Origin of the sequence: Streptomyces desertarenae (assembly GCF_042681365.1) — a bacterium.
GTDB classification, from domain to species: domain Bacteria; phylum Actinomycetota; class Actinomycetes; order Streptomycetales; family Streptomycetaceae; genus Streptomyces; species Streptomyces desertarenae.
In genome coordinates, this window is sequence record NZ_JBHUFU010000002.1 from 78,821 (window position 1) to 103,507 (window position 24,687).

General features: G+C 73.2%; 23 protein-coding genes and 1 tRNA gene. 12 read left to right on the plus strand and 12 right to left on the minus strand.

The window, feature by feature from the left end; translation table 11 throughout:
- Positions 1-79 precede the first annotated feature (79 nt).
- Positions 80-706, minus strand: coding sequence for a TetR/AcrR family transcriptional regulator (locus ACFSJS_RS04500; protein WP_380896974.1), 627 nt, complete (start codon positions 704-706; stop codon positions 80-82).
- A gap of 201 nt (positions 707-907) precedes the next feature.
- Between ACFSJS_RS04500 and paaN the strand changes: the two genes are divergently transcribed.
- The gene (gene paaN / locus ACFSJS_RS04505; protein WP_380896976.1) at positions 908-2,620 is read left to right on the plus strand and encodes a phenylacetic acid degradation protein PaaN; all 1,713 of its coding nucleotides are present in this window, start codon (positions 908-910) and stop codon (positions 2,618-2,620) included.
- 112 nt (positions 2,621-2,732) lie between these two features.
- On the opposite strand, the gene ACFSJS_RS04510 is transcribed toward paaN, so the two are convergent.
- From ACFSJS_RS04510 to ACFSJS_RS04520, 3 genes are read right to left on the minus strand one after another with little or no spacing between them, the layout of a single operon-like run.
- Positions 2,733-3,413 carry a TrmH family RNA methyltransferase gene (locus ACFSJS_RS04510; RefSeq protein ID WP_380896978.1) on the minus strand — a complete coding sequence of 227 codons (681 nt, stop codon included), beginning with the start codon at positions 3,411-3,413 and terminating at the stop codon, positions 2,733-2,735.
- Positions 3,410-4,855 carry an HTTM domain-containing protein gene (locus ACFSJS_RS04515; RefSeq protein ID WP_380896980.1) on the minus strand — a complete coding sequence of 482 codons (1,446 nt, stop codon included), beginning with the start codon at positions 4,853-4,855 and terminating at the stop codon, positions 3,410-3,412. Before ACFSJS_RS04515 ends, ACFSJS_RS04510 begins: the two co-directional genes overlap by 4 nt.
- The gene (locus tag ACFSJS_RS04520) at positions 4,855-5,538 is read right to left on the minus strand and encodes a DUF5819 family protein (RefSeq protein ID WP_380896981.1); all 684 of its coding nucleotides are present in this window, start codon (positions 5,536-5,538) and stop codon (positions 4,855-4,857) included. The genes ACFSJS_RS04515 and ACFSJS_RS04520 overlap by 1 nt, the downstream gene beginning before the upstream one ends.
- Before the next feature lie 309 nt (positions 5,539-5,847).
- Between ACFSJS_RS04520 and paaA the strand changes: the two genes are divergently transcribed.
- From paaA to ACFSJS_RS04545, 5 genes are read left to right on the plus strand one after another with little or no spacing between them, the layout of a single operon-like run.
- The gene (paaA, locus tag ACFSJS_RS04525; protein WP_380896983.1) at positions 5,848-6,852 is read left to right on the plus strand and encodes a 1,2-phenylacetyl-CoA epoxidase subunit PaaA; all 1,005 of its coding nucleotides are present in this window, start codon (positions 5,848-5,850) and stop codon (positions 6,850-6,852) included.
- Positions 6,849-7,136, plus strand: a complete 288-nt coding sequence (gene paaB, locus ACFSJS_RS04530) for a 1,2-phenylacetyl-CoA epoxidase subunit PaaB (RefSeq protein ID WP_380896985.1) — start codon at positions 6,849-6,851, stop codon at positions 7,134-7,136. The genes paaA and paaB overlap by 4 nt, the downstream gene beginning before the upstream one ends.
- Positions 7,133-7,855: a 1,2-phenylacetyl-CoA epoxidase subunit PaaC gene (gene paaC, locus ACFSJS_RS04535; protein WP_380896987.1), complete on the plus strand. Its 723-nt coding sequence runs from the start codon at positions 7,133-7,135 to the stop codon at positions 7,853-7,855. The genes paaB and paaC overlap by 4 nt, the downstream gene beginning before the upstream one ends.
- Entirely contained in the window at positions 7,852-8,391 is a 540-nt protein-coding gene (paaD, locus tag ACFSJS_RS04540; RefSeq protein ID WP_380896990.1) for a 1,2-phenylacetyl-CoA epoxidase subunit PaaD, read from the plus strand. Before paaC ends, paaD begins: the two co-directional genes overlap by 4 nt.
- On the plus strand, positions 8,388-9,455 hold the full coding sequence (locus ACFSJS_RS04545; RefSeq protein WP_380896993.1) for a 2Fe-2S iron-sulfur cluster-binding protein: 1,068 nt from the start codon (positions 8,388-8,390) through the stop codon (positions 9,453-9,455). The genes paaD and ACFSJS_RS04545 overlap by 4 nt, the downstream gene beginning before the upstream one ends.
- A 123-nt stretch (positions 9,456-9,578) precedes the next feature.
- Here ACFSJS_RS04545 and ACFSJS_RS04550 read toward each other — a convergent pair whose 3' ends face one another.
- From ACFSJS_RS04550 to ACFSJS_RS04565, 4 genes are all read right to left on the minus strand, one after another.
- Positions 9,579-9,920: a rhodanese-like domain-containing protein gene (locus tag ACFSJS_RS04550; protein ID WP_380896996.1), complete on the minus strand. Its 342-nt coding sequence runs from the start codon at positions 9,918-9,920 to the stop codon at positions 9,579-9,581.
- Positions 9,921-10,015: 95 nt separating this feature from the next.
- Positions 10,016-10,960 (minus strand): J domain-containing protein, encoded by a 945-nt coding sequence (locus tag ACFSJS_RS04555; protein WP_380896998.1) that lies wholly within the window; start codon positions 10,958-10,960, stop codon positions 10,016-10,018.
- Between the two features lie 268 nt (positions 10,961-11,228).
- Complete coding sequence (locus tag ACFSJS_RS04560) at positions 11,229-12,620, minus strand: DUF2252 domain-containing protein (RefSeq protein WP_380897000.1); 1,392 nt, start codon at positions 12,618-12,620, stop codon at positions 11,229-11,231.
- 449 nt (positions 12,621-13,069) lie between these two features.
- Positions 13,070-13,153 (minus strand) — tRNA-Leu (locus ACFSJS_RS04565).
- A gap of 317 nt (positions 13,154-13,470) precedes the next feature.
- Between ACFSJS_RS04565 and ACFSJS_RS04570 the strand changes: the two genes are divergently transcribed.
- The 6 genes from ACFSJS_RS04570 (at position 13,471) to pknB (ending at position 21,473) form a co-directional block, all read left to right on the plus strand.
- Positions 13,471-14,277, plus strand: coding sequence for an FhaA domain-containing protein (locus tag ACFSJS_RS04570; protein WP_380897002.1), 807 nt, complete (start codon positions 13,471-13,473; stop codon positions 14,275-14,277).
- Positions 14,278-14,287: 10 nt separating this feature from the next.
- The gene (locus ACFSJS_RS04575) at positions 14,288-14,791 is read left to right on the plus strand and encodes an FHA domain-containing protein FhaB/FipA (protein ID WP_380897005.1); all 504 of its coding nucleotides are present in this window, start codon (positions 14,288-14,290) and stop codon (positions 14,789-14,791) included.
- A 70-nt stretch (positions 14,792-14,861) separates the two neighbouring features.
- The gene (locus ACFSJS_RS04580) at positions 14,862-16,460 is read left to right on the plus strand and encodes a PP2C family protein-serine/threonine phosphatase (protein ID WP_380897007.1); all 1,599 of its coding nucleotides are present in this window, start codon (positions 14,862-14,864) and stop codon (positions 16,458-16,460) included.
- A gap of 13 nt (positions 16,461-16,473) precedes the next feature.
- Positions 16,474-17,865 carry an FtsW/RodA/SpoVE family cell cycle protein gene (locus ACFSJS_RS04585; protein WP_380897010.1) on the plus strand — a complete coding sequence of 464 codons (1,392 nt, stop codon included), beginning with the start codon at positions 16,474-16,476 and terminating at the stop codon, positions 17,863-17,865.
- Positions 17,862-19,328: a peptidoglycan D,D-transpeptidase FtsI family protein gene (locus ACFSJS_RS04590; RefSeq protein ID WP_380897012.1), complete on the plus strand. Its 1,467-nt coding sequence runs from the start codon at positions 17,862-17,864 to the stop codon at positions 19,326-19,328. Before ACFSJS_RS04585 ends, ACFSJS_RS04590 begins: the two co-directional genes overlap by 4 nt.
- Before the next feature lie 129 nt (positions 19,329-19,457).
- The gene (gene pknB / locus ACFSJS_RS04595) at positions 19,458-21,473 is read left to right on the plus strand and encodes a Stk1 family PASTA domain-containing Ser/Thr kinase (protein ID WP_380897013.1); all 2,016 of its coding nucleotides are present in this window, start codon (positions 19,458-19,460) and stop codon (positions 21,471-21,473) included.
- A 126-nt stretch (positions 21,474-21,599) separates the two neighbouring features.
- On the opposite strand, the gene ACFSJS_RS04600 is transcribed toward pknB, so the two are convergent.
- From ACFSJS_RS04600 to ACFSJS_RS04615, 4 genes are read right to left on the minus strand one after another with little or no spacing between them, the layout of a single operon-like run.
- Positions 21,600-22,373, minus strand: a complete 774-nt coding sequence (locus ACFSJS_RS04600) for a class E sortase (protein ID WP_380897015.1) — start codon at positions 22,371-22,373, stop codon at positions 21,600-21,602.
- Positions 22,374-22,415: 42 nt separating this feature from the next.
- On the minus strand, positions 22,416-23,750 hold the full coding sequence (locus tag ACFSJS_RS04605; RefSeq protein WP_380897017.1) for a class E sortase: 1,335 nt from the start codon (positions 23,748-23,750) through the stop codon (positions 22,416-22,418).
- Complete coding sequence (locus ACFSJS_RS04610) at positions 23,747-24,379, minus strand: aminodeoxychorismate/anthranilate synthase component II (RefSeq protein WP_380897019.1); 633 nt, start codon at positions 24,377-24,379, stop codon at positions 23,747-23,749. The genes ACFSJS_RS04605 and ACFSJS_RS04610 overlap by 4 nt, the downstream gene beginning before the upstream one ends.
- Positions 24,376-24,561, minus strand: a complete 186-nt coding sequence (locus tag ACFSJS_RS04615; RefSeq protein ID WP_380897021.1) for a hypothetical protein — start codon at positions 24,559-24,561, stop codon at positions 24,376-24,378. The genes ACFSJS_RS04610 and ACFSJS_RS04615 overlap by 4 nt, the downstream gene beginning before the upstream one ends.
- Between the last annotated feature and the right edge of the window lie 126 nt (positions 24,562-24,687).

The following is a 24,687-nucleotide window of genomic DNA, read 5'->3' on the forward strand; positions in this document are numbered from 1 at the left end:
CGGCCGCGGGCCCGCCCGAAGGCGGCTCCGGCGGCCGCCGGTGTCCGCGGGCCGCGCGGACGGACGGGCCGGGGGCGGGTCACGGACGGGCGGGACCGTCCGGCGCGCGCAGGCCCTCGAAGGCGATCCGCGCCACCGCGTCGGCGACCGGGCCGCGGTCGGAGGCGTCGCCGGGGAGCGGGCGGTACCACTCCACGATGGAGTTGATCATTCCGAAGAGCAGCCGGGTCGCCAGCCGGGCGTCGAGGTCGGCACGGAGGTCCCCCTCGGCGGCGGCGGCCTTGAGCAGGTCGGCGACCCGGTGGTCGAACTCCCGCCGGCGCTCCATCGCCCAGCGCTCGGTGCGGGTGTTGCCGCGCACCCGCAGCAGCAGGGTGACGTAGGGGAGCTCGGTCATCAGCACCTCGGCGGTGCGGCGCACGACGTGCTCCAGGCGGTCGATCGCCCGGCCCCGGCGGGCCTCCGGCTCGTCCAGGATCGCGAAGAGGCCGTCCAGGGCGCGGGATATCGCCCGGCGCAGCAGCTCCTCCTTGCCCTTGACGTGGTGGTAGATGGACGACTTGGAGATCCCCGCCGCCCTGGACAGGTGCTCCATCGACGTGCCGTCGTAGCCGCGCCGGTTGAAGACCTCCACGGCCACCGCGAGGAGCGATTCGGGCGTGTAGGTGTCGCGCCTGGGCACCCTGTCCGACGGCTTGGCTGGCATGGTCCCGATGTTATCCACAGGCGGCCTGCCTCTCTTGCCCCGACCGATCGTTCGGTAGCAGTATCTACCTGTCCTTCCGTTCGCGCACGGCCCTCCCGCGCGCCGTCCGCCCGCGCACCGACGGTCCGGTCGCGGCCGGCCGCCGCACACCGCCCCGTGCGCGCACCGCCACCCGTCCGCTCGACGAGGAGTTGGTCCCCGATGGCCGTCGCACCCACCCAGGCACCGCCGCCCACCACGGCGCAGCTCGTGGAGAAGCACCGCCCCGTGCTGGACCGGGCGCTGGAAGCGATCCGCACCCGGGAGTACTGGTCCCCGTACCCGGAGCACCCCAAGGCGTACGGCCCGGAGCACGGCTCCCTGGACGCCGCCGGGGGCAAGGCCGCCTTCGACGCGCTGCTGGGCACCCGGTTCGACCTGGACCAGCCGGGCACGGACGGCTGGGTGGCCGGCGAGGTGTCCCCGTACGGCCCGAAGCTGGGCACGGAGTACCCGCACGCCGACGCGAACGTGCTGCTGCCCGCGATGCGCGCCGCGATGCCGGCCTGGCGGGACGCCGGGCCGGAGGCCAGGGCGGCGGTGTGCCTGGAGATCCTGGCCCGGATCAACGCCCGCACCCACGAGTTCGCCCAGGCGGTGATGCACACCAGCGGGCAGGCCTACCTGATGGCGATGCAGGCGGGCGGCCCGCACGCCCAGGACAGGGGACTGGAGGCGGTGGCGTACGCCTTCGCCGAGCAGACCCGCACGCCGGGGGCGGCGAAGTGGTCCAAGCCGCAGGGCAAGCGGGACCCGCTCCGGCTGCACAAGGAGTTCACTCCGGTGCCGCGCGGCATCTCGCTGGTGATCGGCTGCAACACCTTCCCGACCTGGAACGGCTACCCGGGTCTGTTCGCCTCCCTGGCCACGGGCAACCCGGTGCTGGTCAAGCCGCACCCCCGCGCCGTCCTCCCGCTCGCCATGACGGTGCGGACCGCCCGCGAGGTGCTCGCCGAGGCCGGTTTCGACCCCAACCTGGTGGCGCTGGCCGCCGAGCGGGACGGCGAGGGGATCGCCAAGGAGCTGGCCGTACGGCCCGAGGTCCGGATCATCGACTACACCGGCTCGACCTCCTTCGGGGACTGGCTGGAGGCCAACGCCCGCCAGGCGCAGGTGTTCACCGAGAAGGCCGGGGTCAACACGATCGTCGTCGACTCCACCGACGACTACCGCGGCATGCTGGGCAACCTGGCGTTCTCGCTCTCGCTCTACAGCGGCCAGATGTGCACGACCCCGCAGAACCTGCTGATCCCGCGCGGCGGCATCGGCACCGACGCGGGCCACAAGTCCTACGACGAGGTCGTCTCCGACCTGGCGGCTGCGGTGGACAGGCTGCTGGGTGACGACCAGCGGGCCGTCGCGCTGCTGGGCGCGATCGTCAACCCGGGGGTGCGCGAGCGCCTGGAGGGCGTCTCCGAGCTGGGCGAGGTCGCCCTGGCGTCCCGCCCGGTGGCGCACCCGGAGTTCCCCGAGGCCACCGTCCGCACCCCGGCGATCGTCAGGCTGGACGGCGCCTCGCCGGAGTCCGAGTCGGTCTGCATGTCCGAGTGCTTCGGCCCGGTCTCCTTCGCCGTCGCGGTGGAGTCCACCGAGGCCGCGGTGGAGCTGCTGCGCCGCACCGTCCGGCACCGGGGCGCGATGACGGTCGGCGCGTACACCACCTCCCCCGAGGTCGAGCGGCTGGTGGAGGAGGCCTGTCTGGAGGAGTGCGCCCAGCTCTCGCTGAACCTCACCGGCGGGGTGTACGTGAACCAGACGGCGGCGTTCTCCGACTTCCACGGCTCCGGCGGCAACCCGGCGGCCAACGCCGCCCTGTGCGACGGCGCGTTCGTGGCGAACCGCTTCCGCGTGGTGGAGGTGCGCCGGCAGGCCTGACTCCCGCCGTCCCCTTCCGGCCCCCGGTCCCCCGCCGGCGCGGGCGGCGGCCCCGGTGCGGTCTGCGGTTCCGGCCGGCGGAGACCGCGGGCCGGCCGGGGCGGCCGGCCGGTCAGGGGCAGTCGGCGGGGCCGCCCGGCACGGCGTGCGCGCGGATCCAGGCGTGCATGGCGATGGCGGCCGCCGCCCCCGCGTTGATGGAGCGGGTGGAACCGAACTGGGCGATGGAGCAGACCTTCTCCGCGTGCTTCCACGCCTCCTCCGTCAGGCCCGGCCCCTCCTGGCCGAAGAGCAGCACGCAGCGGCGCGGCAGCTCGGTGGTCTCCAGCGGGACGGCGCCGGGGAGGTTGTCGATCCCGATGATCGGCAGCCCCTCGTCCCCGGCCCACCCGGCCAGGGCCGCGACGTCGGGGTGGTGGACGACGTGCTGGTACCGGTCGGTGACCATCGCGCCGCGCCGGTTCCAGCGGCGCCTGCCGACGATGTGGACCTTCGCGGCCAGGAAGGCGTTGGCGGTGCGCACGACGCTGCCGATGTTGAAGTCGTGGGTCCAGTTCTCCACCGCGACGTGGAAGTCGTGCCGCCGGGTGTCGAGGTCGGCGACGATCGCCTCACGCGTCCAGTAGCGGTAGCGGTCGACGACGTTGCGCCGGTCGCCGTGCGCCAGCAGTTCCGGGTCGTACCGCTCGTCCGTCGGCCACGGCCCGGGGTGGGGGCCCACCCCCACCCCGGGCCCGTAGCCCTCGTCGTACTGGACCGGTTCCTCCCGGCCCTCCGTCTCGCTGCCGTTCACCCCACGAGGGTACGTGCGGGGTCGCCGGCCCCCGACCGCTCCGCCCCCTCGCCGTCCCCGTCGTGCCCGGCCGCGCGCCGCCGCCCCGAGCGCCCGCGGATCCACCCGGCCGCCCCGGAGGCCCGGGCGCCGGCCCAGACCAGGAAGACCGTCGGCAGGAAGACGGCGTCGGCGGCGATCATCGCCAGCGAGAAGAACGGCAGACCGAGGATGACGGCGATCCCGGCGTGCTCGGCCATCATCACGGCGAGCAGCACGTTCTTCACCCGGCGGTTGAAGAGGGTGAAGGGGAAGGCGACCTGGACGATCACCGTGCCGTAGCTCAGCACCATGATCATCAGCCCGCTGGAGCCCAGCAGTTCGGAGAGGGCGGGCCAGGGCGCGAAGTAGTCCAGGTGCATCGGGTAGTAGACGGCCGTGCCGTCCTGCCAGCGCGAGCCCTGGACCTTGTACCAGCCGGCCGTGGCGTAGATCAGACAGACCTCGGCCATGATCACCAGCAGGGTCGCGTTGTGGACGATGTTCCCCAGCACGTCCATCAGCCCGCGGACCGTGGCGCGCCGGCCCGCGCCCGGCCGGGAGACGTACCCCCACAGGCCGTACACCAGCCACAGCCCCCACAGGACGGTGGCCCAGCCGACGTAGAGCACCGGGCCGTCGTCGCCGAACCAGCTCAGCCCGCCGCGCACGGTGCCCACCAGCAGCGCGGCGCCCAGCACCGCCCACAGCACCACGCCGACCGGATCCGCCCCCGGCCCCCTCCCCTGCGCCGCGGCGGCGGCCCGCAGCCGCTCCCGCCGGGCGTCGAGGGACCAGACCAGGCCGCAGCGGGTGAACACCAGGTACATCGCCATCAGGTGGATGACGTTGTCACCGCCGTCGCCCATGAAGACGCTGTGGTTCTGCAGGGACAGCACGCCGACCATGAACAGGACCGAGGCGGCCCGGGTGCGCCAGCCCACCAGCAGGGCCGCGGCGGAGAGCAGCGCAAGGGCGTAGAAGGCCTCGAACCAGGCCGTGCCGTCGAACCACAGCAGCGCCGTGAAGGCGTGGTTGCTGTCGATCAGCCGCTCGGCCAGCTCACGGCTCCACGGGCCGTCCGGTCCGTACAGCTCGTGCCGGTTCGGCCACTCGAAGAGCAGGAACAGCAGCCAGGCGAAGGAGAACCCGATGCGCACGACCGCGGCCTGGTAGGGACCGAGCGCGTGGTCGCTGACCCGGACGATGCCGCGGACGACCGCGCCGTCGACGCCGGCGGCGAACCGCCGGGCCCGCGCCCGCAGGGAGAAGGGCGGCGCCCCGGCCCCGCCGAATCCGCCGTCCCCGCCGGGCGGGTTCTCCACCGCGGCGTCCTCCCGGCCCGCGCCCCCCTCCGCGGTCCGCCCCTCGGGCGACCGCGCCGCGGGGACGGACGGGACGGACGCGCCGTCTTCGGACCGCATCACTTGCCCTCCGGTACGTCCGTGCCGTCGACCGCCCACCAGGGAAGCACCCGGTAGGCGGTCTCGGTGCTGCTGCTCTCGCCGCTCCAGGGCGGCGCGCCGACCGGCGTGGTCGCCGACCGGAGCTGGATCTTCCGGACCTCTCCGCCGTTCAGCTCGGCCCCGAAGCGGAGCATCACGATCCGCTTCAGGTACTCCCGGGAGAGCTCACCGCGCAGGCCGTTGGGGCGGTTCTCCTGGTCGTGCGAGCCGGTGAAGAAGTCCCAGGCCCGGCGGAGCTCGTTCTGGTCGGTGTGGCTGGGGAAGGGGTTGCCCCGGATGTCGTCCGCGTCCATGGCCGACAGGTCCACCCAGCCGGTCCGCTCGGTGGTGCCGTCCGGGCGGAGCACCTCGGCGCGGGCGTGGACGGCGACGTTCTGCTGGAGGGGGTTGGGCGCGAACAGCTTCCAGTTCTGCTCGAACTCGGGGTTGATGTGCTCCGACACCAGCTCGCCGTACCGCTTGCTGAGGGTGTTCGACGGGGCGACGTGCAGGAAGACCGCCGCCAGGTGGGCGGCGACGAGGACGGTGACGGCGCCCAGCGCCACCGCGACGGCTGCCCGCGCGCCCGGCGGGAGCGCCATCACCCCCGGCTTCCCGCCGGGCGGCGGCGCGTCCCGGCGCGTCTCTGCTTGTGGCTCCATGCCCTCCCCGATCGGTCTTCTGCGCGGCGGTGCACCGTCCACCGCGCCGCGCGGGCCGCACCGTGCGTGTCCGCGGCCCGTCCTCCGTGCCCGCACCGCCGGTTCCGTGTCCCGGCGGCCGCCGCCTTCGCCGTCCGGCCCGCGGGCCCTACGAGGTTATCCACAGCCTTGACACCGTGGGGGCCCGATGACCACCATTGAACCGAACGATCGGTCGGTTGGTTCCGGTCCTCGGTGTCCCGGGGCCCGGACGCCCGGATCCGCGGGCGCCACGGAGCGCCGGGTCCCTCGGAGCAAAGGGAGCTGTGCATGACGACGCTGCTGCCGGAGGCAGGACGGGGCGAAGGCCCGGAGGCCGGCGACGGAGCCCGGGAGGCGGCGTTCGACGCGGCCGTCGCCGCGGACGAGCGGATCGAACCGCGCGACTGGATGCCGGACGCCTACCGCGCGACGCTGGTGCGCCAGATCGCCCAGCACGCCCACTCCGAGATCATCGGCATGCAGCCGGAGGCCAACTGGATCACCCGGGCGCCCTCGCTGCGGCGCAAGGCGATCCTGATGGCCAAGGTGCAGGACGAGGCCGGGCACGGCCTGTACCTCTACAGCGCCGCCGAGACCCTGGGCGTCGGCCGCGACGAACTGCTGGACAAACTGCACACCGGGCGCCAGAAGTACTCCTCGATCTTCAACTACCCCACCCTCACCTGGGCCGACGTCGGCGCGATCGGCTGGCTGGTGGACGGCGCGGCGATCACCAACCAGGTGCCGCTGTGCCGCTGCTCCTACGGCCCCTACGCGCGGGCCATGGTCCGCGTCTGCAAGGAGGAGTCCTTCCACCAGCGCCAGGGATACGAGCTGCTGCTGGCCCTCAGCCGCGGCACGCCGGCCCAGCACGCGATGGCGCAGGACGCGGTGGACCGCTGGTGGTGGCCCTCCCTGATGATGTTCGGCCCGCCCGACGACGAGTCGAAGCACTCCGCGCAGTCCATGGCCTGGAAGATCAAGCGGCACTCCAACGACGAGTTGCGCCAGCGCTTCGTGGACATCTGCGTCCCGCAGGCCGAGTCCCTCGGACTGACCCTGCCCGATCCGGAGCTGCGGTGGAACGAGGAGCGCGGCCACTACGACTTCGGACCGATCGACTGGTCCGAGTTCCACGAGGTGCTGCGGGGCAACGGCCCCTGCAACGAACAGCGGCTGGGCCGGCGGCGCCGCGCCCACGAGGAGGGCGCCTGGGTCCGCGAGGCCGCGGCGGCCTACGCCCGCAAGCACGGCGGTGACCCGGGCGACGGAGACGGAAAGGCGGCGGCATGACCACCAGCGAATGGCCTCTGTGGGAGGTCTTCGTCCGCAGCAGGCGCGGCCTGTCCCACACCCATGCCGGAAGCCTGCACGCGCCCGACGCCGAGATGGCCCTGCGCAACGCGCGGGACCTCTACACGCGCCGCTCCGAGGGCGTCTCGATCTGGGTGGTGCCCTCCGCCGCGATCACCGCCTCCTCGCCGGACGAGAAGGACCCCTTCTTCGAACCCGCCGCCGACAAGCCCTACCGCCACCCCACCTTCTACGAGGTCCCGGAAGGGGTGAAGCACCTGTGAGCGCCCCCCGCACGGCACTGCTGGCCCTCGGTGACGACGCCCTGGTGCTCTCCCACCGGCTGGGGGAGTGGGCCGGCCACGCCCCCGTCCTGGAGGAGGAGGTCGCCCTCGCCAACATCGCGCTGGACCTGCTGGGCCAGGCCCGCACCCTGCTGTCGATGGCGGGCGACGAGGACGAGCTGGCGTACCTCCGCGACGAGCGGGAGTTCACCAACGTCCAGCTGGTCGAGCGGCCGAACGGCGACTTCGCCCACACCATCGCCCGGCAGCTGTACTTCTCCACCCACCAGGAGCTGCTGTACCAGCGGCTGGCCGAAGGCGGCACCGCCGATGGCGGTCTGGCCGCGCTGGCTGCGAAGGCGGTCAAGGAGGTCGCCTACCACCGCGACCACGCCGAGCACTGGACGCTGCGGCTGGGGGACGGCACCGACGTCAGCCACGAGCGCATGCGGATCGCGCTGGACGGGCTGTGGCGCTACACCGGCGAACTGTTCCAGCCGGTCGAGGGCCTGGCCGTCGACTGGGACGGACTGCGCGGGGAGTGGACGCGGCGCATCACCGCCGTGGTGGAGCGCGCCACCCTGTCCCTCCCCCAGGGCCCGCAGAGCAGCCCCTGGGCCGCCGGCGCCGGACGGCAGGGCGTCCACACCGAGCCGTTCGGCCGGATGCTCGCCGAAATGCAGCACCTGCACCGCAGCCACCCGGGGGCGACGTGGTGACGCGCCGGGCGGACGGCCCTGCCGGAACGCCGGAGGAGACGACCGCCCTGGAGGAGGAGCTGCTCGGCATCGCGGGCTCCGTACCCGACCCGGAGCTGCCCGTGCTCACCCTGGCCGAGCTGGGTGTGCTGCGCGGCCTCCACGTCCTCGGACCGGGCCGGGTGGAGGTCGAGCTGACCCCGACCTACACCGGCTGCCCGGCGGTCGAGGCCATGTCCGCCGACATCGTGCGGGCCCTGCGCGAGCGCGGCATGACGGACGTGAGCGTCCGCACGGTCCTCTCCCCGCCCTGGACGACGGACGCGATCACCGACGAGGGCCGCCGCAAACTGGCCGAGTTCGGCATCGCCCCGCCCCGCGGCACCGGCTCAGCGGCGGGCGGCGGGCCGGTCGCGGTGGATCTGGCCGTCCGCTGCCCCCGCTGCGGCTCGACCGACACCACCTTGCTCAGCCGCTTCTCGTCCACCGCCTGCAAGGCGCTGCGCCGCTGCGCGTCCTGCCAGGAGCCGTTCGACCACTTCAAGGAGCTGACATGAGGTTCCACCCGCTCCGGGTCCGTGAGGTCGAGCGGCTCACGGACGACGCGGTGGCCGTGACGTTCGACGTGCCGCCCGAGCTGCACGACACCTTCCGGCACGTCCCCGGCCAGCACGTCACGCTGCGGCGCGAGGCGGACGGCGTGGAGGTGCGCCGCACCTACTCCGTCTGCACTCCGGCCGCCGCGGCGCCCGCCGCACCGCGGCTGAAGGTCGGCATCCGGCTGGTGGAGGGCGGCGTCTTCTCCACCTACGCCCTCAAGGAGCTGTCCGCCGGCGACACGGTCGAGGTGACGCCCCCCGCGGGCCGCTTCGTCCTGCGTCCGCGCCCGGGCCGGTTCGCGGCGGTCGTGGGCGGCAGCGGCATCACCCCGGTCCTCTCCATCGCCGCCACGCTCCTGGCCGAGCAGCCGGAGGCCAGATTCCACCTGATACGCAGCGACCGCACGGCGGCGTCGGCGATGTTCCTGGAGGAGGTCGCCGAGCTGAAGGACCGCTACCCCGACCGCCTCCACCTGGTGCACACGCTCTCCCGCGAGGAGCGGCAGGCGGGCCTGCCCGCCGGGCGGCTCGACGCCGACCGGCTCACCACCCTGCTGCCCGCCCTGCTGCCGGTGCCGGACGTCGACGGGTGGTTCCTGTGCGGGCCGCACGGGCTGGTCGACGGCGCGGAGAAGGCGCTGTACGCCCTCGGGGTGCCCGCCTCTGCGGTCCACCAGGAGGTCTTCCACGTGGACGACGCCTCCGCCGGGCGCCGGGAGCAGGTGCCGGGCCGCTCCGCACCGGGCGCCGCCACGCTCACGGCGACGCTCGGCGGCCGGATGGGCGTCTGGCCCGCCGGCAACGGGGAGACCCTGCTGGAGACGGTGCTGCGCAACCGCTCCGACGCCCCGTACGCGTGCAGGGGCGGGGTGTGCGGCACCTGCCGCGTGAAGCTGGTCTCCGGCGAGGTGAGCATGGACCGCAACTTCGCGCTGGAGCCGGAGGAGGTCTCGGCCGGGTACGTGCTGGCCTGCCAGGCGCACCCTCTCACCGAGGCCGTCACGGTCGACTTCGACGCCTGAGGGGCCCGTACGGCCCCGGCGCGGGCCCCAGCGGCCGGGATTCCCGCGGGGGCGCGGCAACGCGCCGCAGCACCCCCAGAAGCCCGCGCACACGCCCTTCGACGCCCCGGGGCGGGCCTTCCCTCAGGCGACGTGGGCCGGTCCCCGCCCGTCGTTCACCAGCGGGCGCCCGGCCGCCTCCCAGCCCAGCATCCCGCCGTCGACGTTCACCGCGTCGACCCCCTGCGCCAGCAGGTACTGCGTGACCTGCGCCGAGCGGCCTCCGACCCGGCAGACCACGTACACCGTCCGGTCGGCGGCCTTCTCGGTCACTTCGCCCAGTCGTTCCACGAACCGGCTCATCGGGACGTGCACCGCCCCCTCGGCGTGCCCGGCCGCCCACTCGTCGTCCTCCCGGACGTCCAGCAGGAGGCCGTCGGACGGCACCGCCGCGGCGTCCACCGACGGAAGTCGGCCGTACTGCATCAGGTCACGCCCCTCTCCCGGGCGCCGGCCCCGCCGGCGCCGCCCAGCACTTCCACAGTCCTCCGGCCGCCGGAACACGGTGGCCGGCCACGAACCTAACCCGCCCACCCGGCGCCGGCCGACCCGGCGTCGGCCGATCCGGTGCCCGGCGCACCGGCACCCGCGCCACCGCCCGCCACGCCACCGCCCACCGCCTCCCCGGCGGCCGACAGCCCGGCCAGATGCGCCTCCTTCTCGGCGATCTGCGTCCTGAGCTGTGCGGCGATCTCCTCCAGCAGCCCGTCCGGGTCGTCCGGTGCCAGCTTCAGCATCGAGCCGATCGCGCTCTCCTCCAGGCCGGAGACCACCTGGGCCAGCAGCTCCCTGCGGTGCGCCAGCCACTCCAGGCGCGCGTACAGCTCCTCGCTGCGCGCCTCCTCCCGCTCCGCGGGATCGGGGGGACCGGCGGCCCACTCCCCGACCAGCTCCGCCAGCACTTCCTCGTCCCCGTCGGCGTACGCCCGGTTCACTCGGACCAGGAACTCCTCGCGCCGCGCCCGCTCCGCGTCGTCCTGCGCCAGGTCCGGATGCGCCTGCCGCACCAGTTCCCGGTACAGCCGCCGGGCGCGCTCGCCGGGCCGCACCCGCTCCGGCGGCCGCACCCGCCGGTTGGTGAGCATCGCGGTGGCCTCGGGGGGCAGCCCGCCGGAGTCCAGCCACCCCTGGAACAACTCCTCCACCCTCGGCATCGGCAGCACCGACGCCCTGGCCTCCCGCGCCCTGCGCAGGTCCTCCGGGTCGCCGGTGCGCGCCGCCACCACCTCCGCGATCAGCGCGTCCAGCTCGTCGAGCCGGGCGTACAGCGGCCCGAGCCGCTGCTGGTGCAGCCGGGAGAAGTTCTCCACCTCGATGCGGAAGGTCTCCACGGCGATCTCGTACTCGATCAGAGCGGTCTCGGCCGCGCGGACGGCACGGTCGAGGCGCTCGACGGCTTCCCGCTCGGCCTTCGGGCCGGTCCGCCGGGCTTCGGCATCCTGCTGGGCTTCCGGGTCCACGGGCATCCTCGTCGCGACGGCGGTTCACTGCCTGCCCGGCCCGGGATCGACCGGACGGGGCTCTCTCGCGCCGCGGCCCGCCTTCCGGGGCGCCGGCCGGGAGGACCGCGGCGTCACCCGGCCAGCCTACGGCTCCGGAAGAGCCGGTCCCCATGCCGCTTCCCGCACCGCCGCCCGCCGGACGCCCCCGCCCGGCACGAAGTCGTCCGGCCCGGCCCCGGCGGATCGCCCCGGAGCGCGCGGCGGCGCCCGCCGTACGCGCGGGCCCCGCCCCTCACACCCCCGTCTCGGCCGGCAGCCTCCCGGCCCGCACGGCCGCCACCAGGTCCGCGTGGTCCTTCTCGGTGCGGTCCGCGTACACCGCGGCGAACGCGGCCACCGCCGCCTCCAGCTCGTCCGTCTTGCCGCAGTAGCCCGCCAGGACACGCGGATCGGCGCTGTGGGAGTGCGCACGGGCCAGCAGGGCACCCGTCATCCGCGCGTAGTCGTCGATCTCCTCCGCCGCCAGCGCCGCCGGGTCCACGCTGCCCTTGCGGTTGCGGAACTGCCGCACCTGGTACGGGCGGCCCTCCACCGTCGTCCAGCCCAGCAGGGTGTCGGAGACCACCTGCATCCGCCGCTGCCCCCGCACCACCCGGCGCCCCTCGTGCTCCGGCTCCGGCTCGGCCAGACCCACCCGCGCCGTGTGGGGCCGCAGCACCGAGGGGCGGGCCTCCTTCACCTGGAGCACGAGCGGCTTGCCCAGGTGGTCCAGGAGGAGCACGACGTAGGAGCGGGTGCCCACGCTGCCGGTGCCGACGACCCGGAACGCCACGTCGTGCACCGCGTAGCGGGCCAGCAGCGGCAACCGGTCCTCGGGCAGCGTCCCGAGGTACTCCTCCAGCGAGGCGGCCACGGCGGCCGCCTCGGCGTCGGTCGCCCTGCGCAGCACGGGCGGAGCGTCCACGAAGACGCGGCCGCCGTCCTCCGTCTCGCGGGTCGACCGGGCGGCGAAGCGCGCGCTGGTGTTGCGCCGTGCCTTGGCGGAGACCCGCTCCAGGGTGCCCAGCAGGTCGTGGGCGTCGGCGTGGGAGACCAGTTCCTCGTCGGCGACGGCGTTCCAGGCGTCCGCCGCGGACATCCCCGCCAGCAGCCGCAGGGTGTGCCGGTACGCCCCGGCCGCGTCGTACGCCGCCTGCCGGCAGACGTCCTCGCCCACGCCCGCCTCGCGCCCGGCCAGCACCAGGGAGGCGGCCAGCCGCTTGAGGTCCCACTCCCAGGGGCCGTGCACGGTCTCGTCGAAGTCGTTGAGGTCGATGACCAGCCCGCCGCGGGCGTCCCCGTAGACGCCGAAGTTGGCGGCGTGCGCGTCGCCGCAGATCTGTGCGCCCAGTCCGGTGACGGGCGTGCCGTGCGCCAGGTCGTGGGCCATCAGCCCGGCCGAGCCGCGCAGGAACGCGAAGGGGGAGGCAGCCATGCGCCCGACCCTGATCGGGACCAGCTCCCCGATCCTGCCGCGGTTGGACTCCTCGACGGCGGCGACCGCGTCCGGCCGGCCCGGTGCCTCGGTGAACCCGGCGTGCGCCCGCCGGGGCACGGCGTCGCGCAGCGCCCTGCCCGCCCGCTTCGGCGACTCCCGGTTCCTCCGGTCCGCGAAGCCCGGCACGTACGGCAGCCGGTCGGCCACGGTCCCACCCCCTGCTGCTCTCCGGCGGCCCGGGCCGGCGGGCACCGCGCGGCGCGGGGCCCTGGGCCGGCGGACGGGCCACCGATGACGATCGACGCAGAAGAAGGTACTTGCCCGCTCCCGGGGGTGTGCAGTCCCCGGGCCCGGCCTCCGCACGCGGCCGCGCGGCGGTCCGCGCCGGCCGGTCCGCGTCCGCCGCGGCACTCCCCGGCCTCCCGCGAGGCCCCCGCGCCCCCGGAACCCCACGCCCCCGGAGTGCGGCACGTCACACCGGTCACCCCGCCACCACCGGGCGGGACCCGCCCGGCCCCAAGGCCCCGGGTCCCCGGAGATCCCGGAGATCCCCGGAGCCCCCGGCTCCGGCCGGAGGGCCCCGGTGGCACGGCACAACGCGAAGCGGGCCCCGACAGTGAGCCTTGTCACTGTCAGAGCCCGCTTCGCGTTCTCTGTGCGCGAGGGGGGAGTTGAACCCCCACGCCCTTTCGGGCACTGGAACCTGAATCCAGCGCGTCTGCCTATTCCGCCACCCGCGCATGGGTGTTGCCGCTTGAGATTCTCCCACACTTCCCGGAGTGTTCCGCTCCGTTCCGTCGGGATCGCCTGGCGACACCCAGAACATTAGCACGCCTCGCGGGGTGGTCTCACACCCACATCGAGCGCCCTCGGTTTGGGACACTGGCCACGTGCCACCTCTACGATCCGTGTGAGGGTTGACACCCGCGCGCCGGACCCCGGAAGGGAACCAGCCGTTTTCCTCGCGCGTGGATACGATCAGTAAGCAGTATCGGAGGCGACGCGTCGTGTGCGATCGGCGCACTAGAGCCGAGGGCATCGGGGAAGGAGGTGCACCGTGGGAGTTCTGAAGCGCTTCGAGCAGCGACTCGAAGGCCTCGTCAACGGCACCTTCGCCAAGGTGTTCAAGTCCGAGGTGCAGCCCGTCGAGATCGCGGGTGCCCTCCAACGCGAGTGCGACAACAACGCCACCATCTGGAACCGCGAGCGGACGGTCGTCCCCAACGACTTCATCGTCGAGCTCAGCACCCCGGACTACGAGCGCCTCAGCCCCTACTCCGGGCAGCTCGGCGACGAACTGGCCGGCATGGTGCGCGAGTACGCCAAACAGCAGCGGTACACCTTCATGGGCTCGGTCAAGGTCCACCTGGAGCGCGCCGAGGACCTCGACACCGGCCTGTACCGGGTCCGCAGCCGCACCCTGGCCTCCAGCACCTCCCAGTTGCAGTCCCAGCCCCCGAACGGCGCCCCCGCCGCTCCCGGCGGCTACGGCTACCCGCCGCAGCGCCCCGCGGGGCCCCCGCCCATGCCCGCCGCCCCTCCGCCCGGGGCCCCGGGCGCGGGCGGGCCGGTGCCTCCCGCGCAGGCCCGCCGCTGGATCGAGATCAACGGCACCCGCCACCAGATCTCCCGGCCCACCATGGTGCTGGGCCGCTCCACCGAGACCGACGTGCGCATCGACGACCCCGGCGTCTCCCGGCGGCACTGCGAGATCCGGGTGGGGAACCCCGCGACGATCCAGGACCTGGGCTCCACGAACGGCATCGTGGTGGACGGACAGCACACCACGCGCGCTACGCTCCGCGACGGCTCACGCATCGTCGTGGGCAGCACCACGATCATTTACCGGCAAGCCGAAGGGTGAAGCGGGGGCAATGTCAGAGCTGACCCTGACGGTCATGCGGTTGGGATTTCTCGCCGTACTGTGGCTGTTCGTCATCGTGACCGTGCAGGTCATCAGGAGCGACCTCTTCGGCACCCGCGTGACCCAACGCGCCACCCGCCGCAGCGAGGGGCAGCGTCCGCCCCAGCCGCGCCAGGCGCCGCAGCCCGCGGGGCGCGGCGGCGGCCGACGCCGCGGCGGCGCCCCGACCAAGCTCGTGGTGACCGAGGGCTCGCTCACCGGCACCACCGTGGCCCTCCAGGGCCAGACCATCACGCTCGGCCGGGCCCACGACTCGACGATCGTGCTGGACGACGACTACGCCTCCAGCCGCCACGCCCGGATCTACCCGGACCGGGACGGCCAGTGGATCGTCGAGGACCTGGGGTCCACCAACGGCACGTACCTGGACCGGACCCGGCTCACCACGCCGACGCCGATCCCGCCCGGTGCGCCGATCCGCATCGGCAAGACGGTCATCGAGCTGCGGAAGTAGTGGACGCGACCATGACGACCGGAGGGTGGGCACCGTGCGGATGTACCCGGAGCCGACGGGCGAGGTGCGCATGAGCCTGTCACTGCGCTTCGCGGCCGGATCGCACAAAGGCATGATCCGCGAGGGCAACGAGGACTCCGGCTACGCCGGCCCCCGGCTGCTCGCGATCGCCGACGGCATGGGCGGTCAGGCCGCCGGCGAGGTCGCCAGCTCCGAGGTGATCTCCATCCTCGTCCAGCTGGACGACGACGTCCCCGGCTCCGACCTGCTCACCTCGCTCGGTGCCGCCGTGCAGCGCGCCAACGAGCAGCTGCGCGTCATGGTCGAGGAGGACCCCCAGCTGGAGGGCATGGGGACCACCCTCACCGCCCTGCTGTGGACGGGCCGCCGCCTCGGCCTGGTGCACGTGGGCGACTCCCGGGCCTACCTCCTCCGCGACGGCCGGCTCACCCAGATCACCCAGGACCACACCTGGGTCCAGCGGCTGGTGGACGAGGGCCGGATCACCGAGGAGGAGGCCACCACCCACCCGCAGCGCTCCCTGCTGATGCGCGCGCTGGGCAGCGGCGACCGGGTCGAACCCGACCTGTCCATCCGCGAGGTGCGCCCCGGGGACCGCTACCTGCTGTGCTCCGACGGCCTCTCCGGCGTCGTCAGCCACCAGACGATGGAGGAGACCCTCGCCGGCTACCAGGGCCCGCACGAGACCGTGCAGGAGCTGATCCAGCTCGCCCTGCGCGGCGGCGGCCCGGACAACATCACCTGCATCGTCGCCGACGTCCTCGACGTCGACGACGGCGACACCCTCGCCGGGCAGCTCAACGACACCCCGGTGATCGTGGGCGCCGTCGCCGAGAACCAGCACCAGCTCGGCGACCCCGGCACCCTCCAGACCCCCGCCGCCCGCGCCGCCGAACTCGGCCGCGGCGGCGTGCCCCAGCAGCAGGCCCCCCAGGGCCCCTCGGGCAGCTTCGGCCCGCCCGGCAGCGGTGGAGCCCCCGGGGCGCCCCCGCCCGCCGGGGCCTTCGGGGCGTACGCCGAGGACGACTTCGACAAGCCGCGCAGAGGCTCCGCCTGGCTCAGGCGCTCCCTGCTGGCGGCGCTCGTCCTCGGACTCATCGGCGGTGGCCTGTACGCGGGCCACCGCTGGACGCAGACGCAGTACTACGTCGGCGCCGAGGGCGACCGCGTGGCCATCTACCGCGGCATCAGCCAGAAGCTGGGCTGGATCGAGCTCAGCGAGATCGAACGGCGCTCCGCGGTCGAACTCAAGTACCTTCCGGTCTACCAGCGCAACGAGGTCGTGGAGGGCATCTCCATGGGCAGTCTCGCGCAGGCCGAGGACCGGCTGAGGAAGCTGGAGGAGCAGGCCGCGGTCTGCAGGACCGTGGCCGAGCAGCGCCGGGAGCGGGAGCGCGCCGAGGCCGAGGCCGAGGAGAAGGTCGGCGGCGGTGCCGGCGCCGGCGGGGAGGCCGGGAACGGCTCCGAGCCGTCCGGCGCCCCTTCCGGATCCCCCGCCTCCCGCGCCACGGCCGCGTCCGCCGTCCCGTCCACCGGAACGTCCGTCCGCACCGCAAGCGACAGCAGCCAGAGCTCCACCGCTCCCGCCCCCGGCCCCACCCTTCCGGAGGAACAGCAGAAGCTCGCCAAGCAGTGCACCACGCCATAGGGGGCCGCACTCCATGAGCACCAGTCACACCACCGGCAACACCACCATCTCCCCCGGGGGCCTGCCCAGCCGCCGCAACACCGAGCTGGCGATGCTCGTGTTCGCCGTGCTGGTCCCGGTGTTCGCCTACGCCAACGTGGGCCTGGCCATCAACGGCAAGGTGCCCGCGGGCATGCTCGGCTACGGCCTCGGGCTCGGCCTGCTCGCCGGCATCGCGCACCTGGTGGTGCGGAAGTTCGCGCCGTACGCCGACCCGCTGATGCTGCCCATCGCCACGCTCCTCAACGGGCTGGGCCTGGTCCTGATCTGGCGGCTCGACCAGTCCGAGCGGCTCAACGACGCCCCCGGCGCACCCAGCCAGCTGATGTGGTCGGCGCTGGGGATAGCGCTCTTCCTGGGTGTGCTGATCTTCCTCAAGGACCACCGCATCCTGCAGCGCTACACCTACATCTCGATGGCCGTGGCGCTGGTCCTGCTGATCCTGCCGATGTTCTTCCCCGCCGTGAACGGCGCCAAGATCTGGATCTCCATCGGCGGGATGTCCCTCCAGCCGGGCGAGTTCGCCAAGATCATCATCGCGATCTTCTTCGCCGGCTACCTGATGGTCAAGAGGGACGCCCTGGCCCTGGCCAGCCGCCGCTTCCTGGGGCTGTACCTGCCGCGCGGCCGCGACCTCGGCCCGATCCTGGCGATCTGGTGCCTGAGCGTGCTCATCCTGGTCTTCGAGACCGACCTGGGGACCTCGCTGCTCTTCTTCGGCCTCTTCGTCGTGATGCTCTACGTGGCCACCGAGCGCACCAGCTGGATCCTCTTCGGCCTCACCCTGGCCGTGGTCGGCGCGGTGACCGTGGCCAGCTTCGAGGACCACGTGCAGAGCCGTGTGCAGGACTGGCTGGACCCCTTCCACCACGTCCACGAGACCGGTGAGCGCACCCAGCCCGCCGAGGCCATGTGGGCCTTCGGCGCCGGCGGCATCCTCGGCACCGGCCTCGGCCAGGGCAACTCCGACCTGATCATGTTCGCCGCCAAGAGCGACTACATCTTCTCCACCGTCGGCGAGGAGCTGGGCCTGACCGGCGTCATGGCGTTCGTGCTGCTGTACGGCCTGCTGGTCGAGCGCGGCATCCGTACCGCCCTGGCCGCCCGCGACCCCTTCGGCAAGCTGCTCGCCGTGGGCCTGTCGGCGGCCTTCGCCATCCAGGTCTTCGTCGTGGCCGGCGGCGTGATGGCCCTCATCCCGCTGACCGGCATGACCATGCCCTTCCTCGCGCAGGGCGGCTCGTCGGTCATCGCCAACTGGGCGCTCGTCGCGATCCTGCTGAAGATCAGCGACACCGCCCGGCGACCCGCCCCCGCCCCCGCGCCCTCACCCGATGCCGAGATGACCCAGGTGGTCCGATCGTGAACAAGCCCCTGCGCCGTATCGCCATCTTCTGCGGTCTGCTCATGGTCGCCCTGATGGTCCGAGCCAACTGGATCCAGCTCGCCCAGGCCGAGGACCTGCAGAACGACAAGTACAACCGCCGCGTGGCCATCGAGCGCTACAGCCAGCCGCGCGGGAACATCATCCTGGCCAACGGGAAGTCGATCACCGGGTCGGCCGAGGTGGAGGGCACCGACTTCCGGTACAAGCGGACGTACAAGGACGGCGAGATGTGGGCCCCGGTCACGGGCTACGCCTCGCAGGCGTACGGCGCCACCCAGCTGGAGGCCATCTACGACGGCATCCTCACCGGCGACGACGACCGGCTGTTCTTCAATCGGACCATCGACATGCTCACCGGCAAGGACCAGAAGGGCGGCAACGTCGTCACCACGCTGGACCCCGCCGTCCAGAAGGCCGCCTTCGAGGCGATGGGCGACAAGAAGGGCGCGGCCGTCGCGATCAACCCCGAGACCGGCGCCATCATCGGCCTGGTCAGCACCCCCTCGTACGACCCCTCCTCCTTCGCGGGCAGCTCGTCCAAGGACGCGGAGGCCTGGAGCAAGCTCCAGAAGGAGAACAACCCCGACGAGCCGATGCTCAACCGGGCGCTGCGCCAGACCTATCCGCCCGGCTCGACGTTCAAGGTCGTCACCGCCGCCGCCGCCCTGGAGAGCGGGCTGTACGACATCGACGAGAAGACCGACTCCCCCGACCCGTACCTGCTCCCCGGCACCAGGACCAACATGGTCAACGACGGCAACCACCCCTGCGAGAACGCCTCGCTGCGGGTGGCCATGCAGTGGTCCTGCAACACCGTCTTCGCCAAGATCAGCCACGAGGTCGGCAACGAGGACATGATCGGGTACGCCGAGAGGTTCGGCTTCAACCAGGAGCACTTCGTCCCGGTCCGCGCCGTCGAGTCCGTCTACCCCGAGGACATCCCCTCGCAGAACGCCCAGGCCGGCATCGGCCAGGCGTCCAACCGCGCCACCCCGCTCCAGATGGCCATGGTCGCCGCCGCCGTCGCCAACGACGGCAAGCTCATGGAGCCGTACATGATGGACCAGCTGGTCGCCCCGAGCCTCAGCGTCGTCGAGGAGCACAAGCCCAAGGAGCTGGGCCAGGCGGTCTCGCCCGAGAACGCCCAGAAGCTCCAGCAGATGATGGAGACGGTCGTCGAGAAGGGCACGGGAACCCCCGCGCAGATCAGCGGCGTCACAGTGGGCGGCAAGACCGGTACTGCGCAGCACGGCGAGAACAACGAGAAGAACCCGTACGCCTGGTTCATCTCCTACGCCAAGACGAGCGACGGCTCCACACCGATCGCCGTGGCGGTCGTCATCGAGAGCGCCGACGTCCTCCGCGACGACATCGCGGGCAGCAGGCTGGCCGCTCCGGTGGCCAAGGCGATGATGGAGGCCGCACTCGAAGGCAAGGGGTGACGAGAGGCACCTCACGCCTGCGGCAGCGGCGTCCCGGCCTCTCATCCGGTCCGGGTACGGTATGGCGAGCAACAGCACCGCCGGACCGCGCAGGGAGACGGTCGGGACGAACGGAGAGGGCTGGAGACTATGGAAGAGCCGCGTCGCCTCGGCGGCCGGTACGAGCTGGGCTCGGTGCTCGGCCGAGGCGGTATGGCCGAGGTCTACCTCGCCCACGACACCCGCCTGGGTCGCACCGTCGCGGTGAAGACTCTCCGGGTGGACCTCGCCAGGGACCCCACGTTCCAGGCCCGCTTCCGCCGCGAGGCCCAGTCCGCGGCCTCGCTCAACCACCCGGCGATCGTCGCCGTCTACGACACCGGCGAGGACTACGTCGACGGTGTCTCCATCCCGTACATCGTCATGGAGTACGTCGACGGCTCGACCCTGCGCGAGCTGCTGCACTCGGGTCGCAAGCTGCTGCCCGAGCGCTCCCTGGAGATGTGCATCGGCATCCTCCAGGCCCTGGAGTACTCCCACCGCAACGGCATCGTCCACCGTGACATCAAGCCCGCGAACGTCATGCTGACGCGCACGGGCCAGGTCAAGGTGATGGACTTCGGCATCGCCCGCGCCATGGGCGACTCCGGCATGACCATGACCCAGACCGCGGCCGTCATCGGCACCGCCCAGTACCTCTCCCCGGAGCAGGCCAAGGGCGAGACCGTGGACGCCCGCTCCGACCTGTACTCCACGGGCTGCCTGCTGTACGAGCTGCTGACGGTGCGGCCGCCGTTCATCGGGGACTCACCCGTCGCGGTGGCCTACCAGCACGTGCGGGAGGAGCCGCAGAGGCCGAGCTCCTTCGATCCCGAGATCACGCCCGAGATGGACGCCATCGTCCTCAAGGCGCTGGTCAAGGACCCCGACTACCGCTACCAGTCCGCCGACGAGATGCGCGCCGACATCGAGGCCGCCCTCGACGGCCAGCCGGTCGGCGCCGTCACGGCGATGGGGGCGGCGGCCTACGGCTCGGCCGGCGGCTACCACCCCGACGACCAGCCGACGACCGCGCTGCGCGCCGCGGCCCCGGCGTCCGCCCAGACGTCCATGCTGCCGCCGATGCGCGACGACGACGGCGGCTACGGCTACGACGAGCGGCCCGACCGGCGCCGCGGCGGGGGCGGCCGCAACCCGCTCTCCACGATCCTGCTGGTGCTGGGCGGCATCTTCGTCCTGGTCGGGGCGGCCTTCATCGGCAAGGTGCTCCTCACCCCCGAGCAGGACAAGCCGACCGTGCCCGACCTCGTCGGCCGCACCTTCAGCGAGGCCCAGCAGCAGGCCACCAACAGCAGGCTCGAGGTGGTCAAGGGGCCCAGCGAGTTCTGCGAGCAGAAGAAGGACACCGTCTGCCGGACCGAACCGGGCGAGGGCCAGGAGGTCGACGAGGGCTCCACGATCACCCTGATCATGTCCAAGGGGCCGAGCGAGGTCGAGGTCCCGGACGTGGTCGGTGACAGCGCCGACGACGCCGAGCAGGCGCTGCAGAAGGCCGGCTTCGAGGTCAAGCGCGAGATCGAGGTCTCCGACCGGCAGGCCGGCAGCGTCCTGGAGCAGGACCCGGCGGGCGGTGGGAAGGCCAAGCCCGGTTCCACGGTCACCATCACCGTGGCGCAGGAGGACCCGCGGCCGACCGTGCCCCCCGTCGTCGGCCAGGACTTCGAGGCGGCCAAGCAGCAGCTCCAGCAGGCGGGCTTCACCAACATCCAGCGGGCCGAGCAGGAGAGCGAGGGGAAGACTCCGAACACGGTCCTGTCGCAGAACCCCGAGGGCAACACCAAGGCCGAGGCGAACACCCCGATCACCCTGATCGTGGCCAAGGCCCCCGAGGCGGAGACGGTTCCCGTCCCGCCCGTCCAGGGCGCCCTGCTCAAGGACGCCCGCAAGTCGCTCGAGGAAGCCGGCTTCAACGTCCAGGTCCAGGGGCCCGAGGACGACGACGCCCGGGTCGTCAGCACCAATCCGGGCCCCAACACCCCGCACAAGAAGGGCGAGGCGGTCACCGTCTTCACCATCGGCGGGGAAGGCGGCAACGGCAACGGCAACGGCAACGGCGGCGGGCCCGGCGGCATCTTCGACGGGTTCGGCCGGGGCCGGGACGACTGACCCCGCTCCGCGAGGCGCGGGCGGGAGGAGATCCGGGGAACGGAACGCGAGGGCCCCGGCCGGTGGAAGACCGGCCGGGGCCCTCGGTCGTGCTCCGGTCCGCACCCGGGGGCGCGGTGCGCCGCGTCAGCGGAGCTCCTCCGGCGGGGTGCGCTGCTCGTCCACCGCCTCGGTGCGCACCAGTTCGCCCCAGACGATGTAGCGGTAGTCGGAGGTGAAGACCGGGGTGCAGGTCGTCAGGGTGATGTACTTCCCCTCCTCCTTCTTCCCCGACTCCTCGGGGACGTCCGCCAGCACCTCCACGTTGTACTTGGACGTCTTCGGCAGGGTCGCGTAGACCTTGTACACGTACCAGGTGTCCTCGGTCTCCACGACGATCGGGTCGCCCTTCTCGATCCTGTGGATGTTGTGGAACTTGGCGCCGTGCCCGTCGCGGTGCGCGGCCAGTGAGAAGTTGCCGTCGCCCTCCCAGGGCGGGGTCGCCTCGACCGGCTTGGTGTAGTAGCCGGCGACGCCCTTGTTCAGCTCCTCGGTGTCGGTGCCCTTCTTGATCAGCACCTCGCCGCCCATCGCCGGGACGTGCAGGAAGCCCACGCCGTCCCCGGCGTCGTACTCCTTCTCCTCCTCGGCGTCCGGGCCGCCCTGGGCCCAGCTCTCGCGCACCTCGGCACCGTCGCGCTCGGCCTCGCGGTTGGCGACCACGTTCGTCCACCACAGCGAGTAGACGACGAACAGGCTCAGCAGCACGCCCGCCGTGATCAGCAGTTCGCCGACCACGCTGACGGCGGCGGCCACCCGGCTCCGCCCCCGGCCCCCGCGCCCGGCCCCGTGCCCGCGGGGCTCCGGAGTCGGGGACGGTCCCCGGCCCCCCGCGTCGTTTTCCTCGTCGATCACTGACACCGGCGCACCGTCCGCTTCCCTCCGCAGTTCCTCCCGCGCAGGCTATCGGACCAGTGCGTCCGGCTTCCCCTCGCTCCGCGGACGCTCCTCGGCCAGCTTCCCCCACACGATCAGGCGGTACTTGGAGGTGAACTCGGGCGTGCAGGTGGTCAGCGTGATGTACCGGCCCGGACCGGTGAAGCCGGAGCCCGGGGGCACCGGCCCGATGACGCCGACGTTGGAGGGCGGGGTGGAGTCGAGGCGGCTGGTCATCTCGTAGACGTAGTAGGTGTCCCGCGTCTCCACCACGATGGGGTCGCCGGGGTCGAGCCTGTTGATGTACCGGAACGGCTCGCCGTGGGTGTTGCGGTGGCCGGCCACCGCGAAGTTGCCCTTCTCGTCCCAGGGCATCGCCGTCTTCAGCGGCTCCTCGCCGTAGTGGCCGACCATGCCGCGGTCCAGGACGCCGTTCTCGTCGATGCCCTCGGCGATGGGCACCTTCACGTCCAGCCGGGGTATGTGCATGATCGCGAAGCCCTCGCCGGGCGAGAAGGCCCCGGGGTCGCGGGCCTCCTTCTTCTCGTCCCCCCACTGCTCCTCGAGCTTCCTGGTCTCGTTGCCCGCGTGCCGGTCGGCGATGACGTTCGTCCACCACAGCTGGTACGACACGAACAGCAGCATCACCACGCCCAGGGTGATGAACAGCTCGCCGGCGATGCGGCTGGCCATCACCGCCGGGCTCTCCCGGGCGGCGCGCTGGGCCCGGCGCCGGGCGGCCCGGCCGCCGGGTGGGGGCGACGGGGGCCGCTCCCCGCCGTCCCCGTACGCGTCGCGCCCCCCGTGCGCACCGTGCTCCCCGTGCACGACCGGCGGGGCCGGCTCCCGCAGCCGCCGCAGCGCCATCGTCTCGTCGGTCCGTCCGGGCCGGTCCGCCGCCTCGTCCCGCACCTGCCGCAGGGCCATCGTGCCGTCGTCGCCGGCGGGCACCCCGTGCGGTCCGGGCCCGGGGGGCGAGGCGGCCGGCGAGGGGGGAGGCGCCGGGGTGAAGGCGGCGGGGCCCGGCGGATACGGCCCGGGGTGCGCCGCGGGCCCGCGGGGCGGCGCGTACGCCTCCGGGCGGACCCCGGGGAACGGTTCCGGACCCGGCACCCCGGCCGTCGGCTCCCGGCCCGGCAGAGGGTCGTTCAGGGGATCGGCGAGCTGTTCCACCGCGGCCTCGAACGCCTGCCGCTCCACCGGGTCGGCGTACGGGTCGTGCGGCGTGCCGTACGGCAGACCGGGCCCGTCGGCCCCGCCGCGCCCACCGCGGGGACCGGCGTACGGCTCGGTGTACCGGTCGGCGCGGTGGCGTCCGGCGGGCGGTTCCTCCCAGGTGCTCTCCGGACGCAGGGCCGTCACGCCCCTACCACGGGGGCCAGCCCCCGCGAACGCTCCACGGCCTCCGTGTCGCCGCACCTGGCCAGCCAGTTGGCGAGCATCAGGTGCCCCCACTCGGTGAGCACCGACTCGGGGTGGAACTGCACGCCCTCCACCGGCAGTTCACGGTGGCGCAGGCCCATCACGACGCCGGTCTCCGTCCACGCGGTGACCTCCAGCTCCGCGGGGAGGGTGCCGGGCCCGACGGCGAGCGAGTGGTAGCGGGTGGCGGTGAAGGGGGAGGGCAGCCCGGCGAAGACGCCGCCGTTCTCGTGGCTGACCGGGGACGTCTTGCCGTGCAGCAGCTCCGGCGCCCGGTCCACCACACCGCCGTAGGCCACCGCCATGGACTGCATCCCCAGGCAGACGCCGAAGACCGGCAGCCCGGTCCGGGCGCAGTGGCGGACCATGTCGACGCAGACCCCGGCCTCCTCTGGCGTCCCGGGTCCCGGCGAGAGCAGCACCCCGTCGAAGCGGTCCGCGCTCGCGTCGGCGGTGCGCACCTCGTCGTTGCGGAGCACCTCGCACTCGGCGCCGAGCTGGTGGAGGTACTGGACGAGGTTGAAGACGAAGCTGTCGTAGTTGTCGACGACCAGGATGCGCGCGCTCATCCGTTCCGCCCCGTTCCGGTCCCGCCCTCGTCGAGGGTCCCGTCCCCGAACGGCAGCAGCGGCTCAGCCCAGGGGAAGACGTACTGGAAGAGCACGAAGACAACCGCCAGGGCCAGCACGAGCGACAGCAGCGCCCGTACGAGCGCGTTGCCCGGCAGATGCCGCCAGATCCAGCCGTACATGCCGTGTAGCCGTCCCTTCTGTTCTCTCGCGCACCAGAGTACGGGTAGGCGGGCCCGCCGGGGGGCGCAAGCGGGCCAATGCGTCGGACGCCACCTGCTCCCGGGGGCCGCCGCGGCTCCCGGCCC

Excerpts from the sequence above, each read along its gene's own strand:
- ACFSJS_RS04555 (WP_380896998.1), bottom strand. The coding sequence starts at position 10,960 with ATGCCCGTGGACCCGGAAGCCCAGCAGGATGCCGAAGCCCGGCGGACC.
- paaB (WP_380896985.1), top strand. The coding sequence starts at position 6,849 with ATGACCACCAGCGAATGGCCTCTGTGGGAGGTCTTCGTCCGCAGCAGG.
- paaA (WP_380896983.1), top strand. The coding sequence starts at position 5,848 with ATGACGACGCTGCTGCCGGAGGCAGGACGGGGCGAAGGCCCGGAGGCC.
- ACFSJS_RS04515 (WP_380896980.1), bottom strand. The coding sequence starts at position 4,855 with ATGCGGTCCGAAGACGGCGCGTCCGTCCCGTCCGTCCCCGCGGCGCGG.
- ACFSJS_RS04575 (WP_380897005.1), top strand. The coding sequence starts at position 14,288 with ATGTCAGAGCTGACCCTGACGGTCATGCGGTTGGGATTTCTCGCCGTA.
- ACFSJS_RS04545 (WP_380896993.1), top strand. The coding sequence starts at position 8,388 with ATGAGGTTCCACCCGCTCCGGGTCCGTGAGGTCGAGCGGCTCACGGAC.
- pknB (WP_380897013.1), top strand. The coding sequence starts at position 19,458 with ATGGAAGAGCCGCGTCGCCTCGGCGGCCGGTACGAGCTGGGCTCGGTG.
- ACFSJS_RS04615 (WP_380897021.1), bottom strand. The coding sequence starts at position 24,561 with ATGTACGGCTGGATCTGGCGGCATCTGCCGGGCAACGCGCTCGTACGG.
- ACFSJS_RS04500 (WP_380896974.1), bottom strand. The coding sequence starts at position 706 with ATGCCAGCCAAGCCGTCGGACAGGGTGCCCAGGCGCGACACCTACACG.
- ACFSJS_RS04550 (WP_380896996.1), bottom strand. The coding sequence starts at position 9,920 with ATGCAGTACGGCCGACTTCCGTCGGTGGACGCCGCGGCGGTGCCGTCC.
- ACFSJS_RS04520 (WP_380896981.1), bottom strand. The coding sequence starts at position 5,538 with ATGGAGCCACAAGCAGAGACGCGCCGGGACGCGCCGCCGCCCGGCGGG.
- ACFSJS_RS04585 (WP_380897010.1), top strand. The coding sequence starts at position 16,474 with ATGAGCACCAGTCACACCACCGGCAACACCACCATCTCCCCCGGGGGC.
- ACFSJS_RS04580 (WP_380897007.1), top strand. The coding sequence starts at position 14,862 with ATGAGCCTGTCACTGCGCTTCGCGGCCGGATCGCACAAAGGCATGATC.
- ACFSJS_RS04610 (WP_380897019.1), bottom strand. The coding sequence starts at position 24,379 with ATGAGCGCGCGCATCCTGGTCGTCGACAACTACGACAGCTTCGTCTTC.
- paaN (WP_380896976.1), top strand. The coding sequence starts at position 908 with ATGGCCGTCGCACCCACCCAGGCACCGCCGCCCACCACGGCGCAGCTC.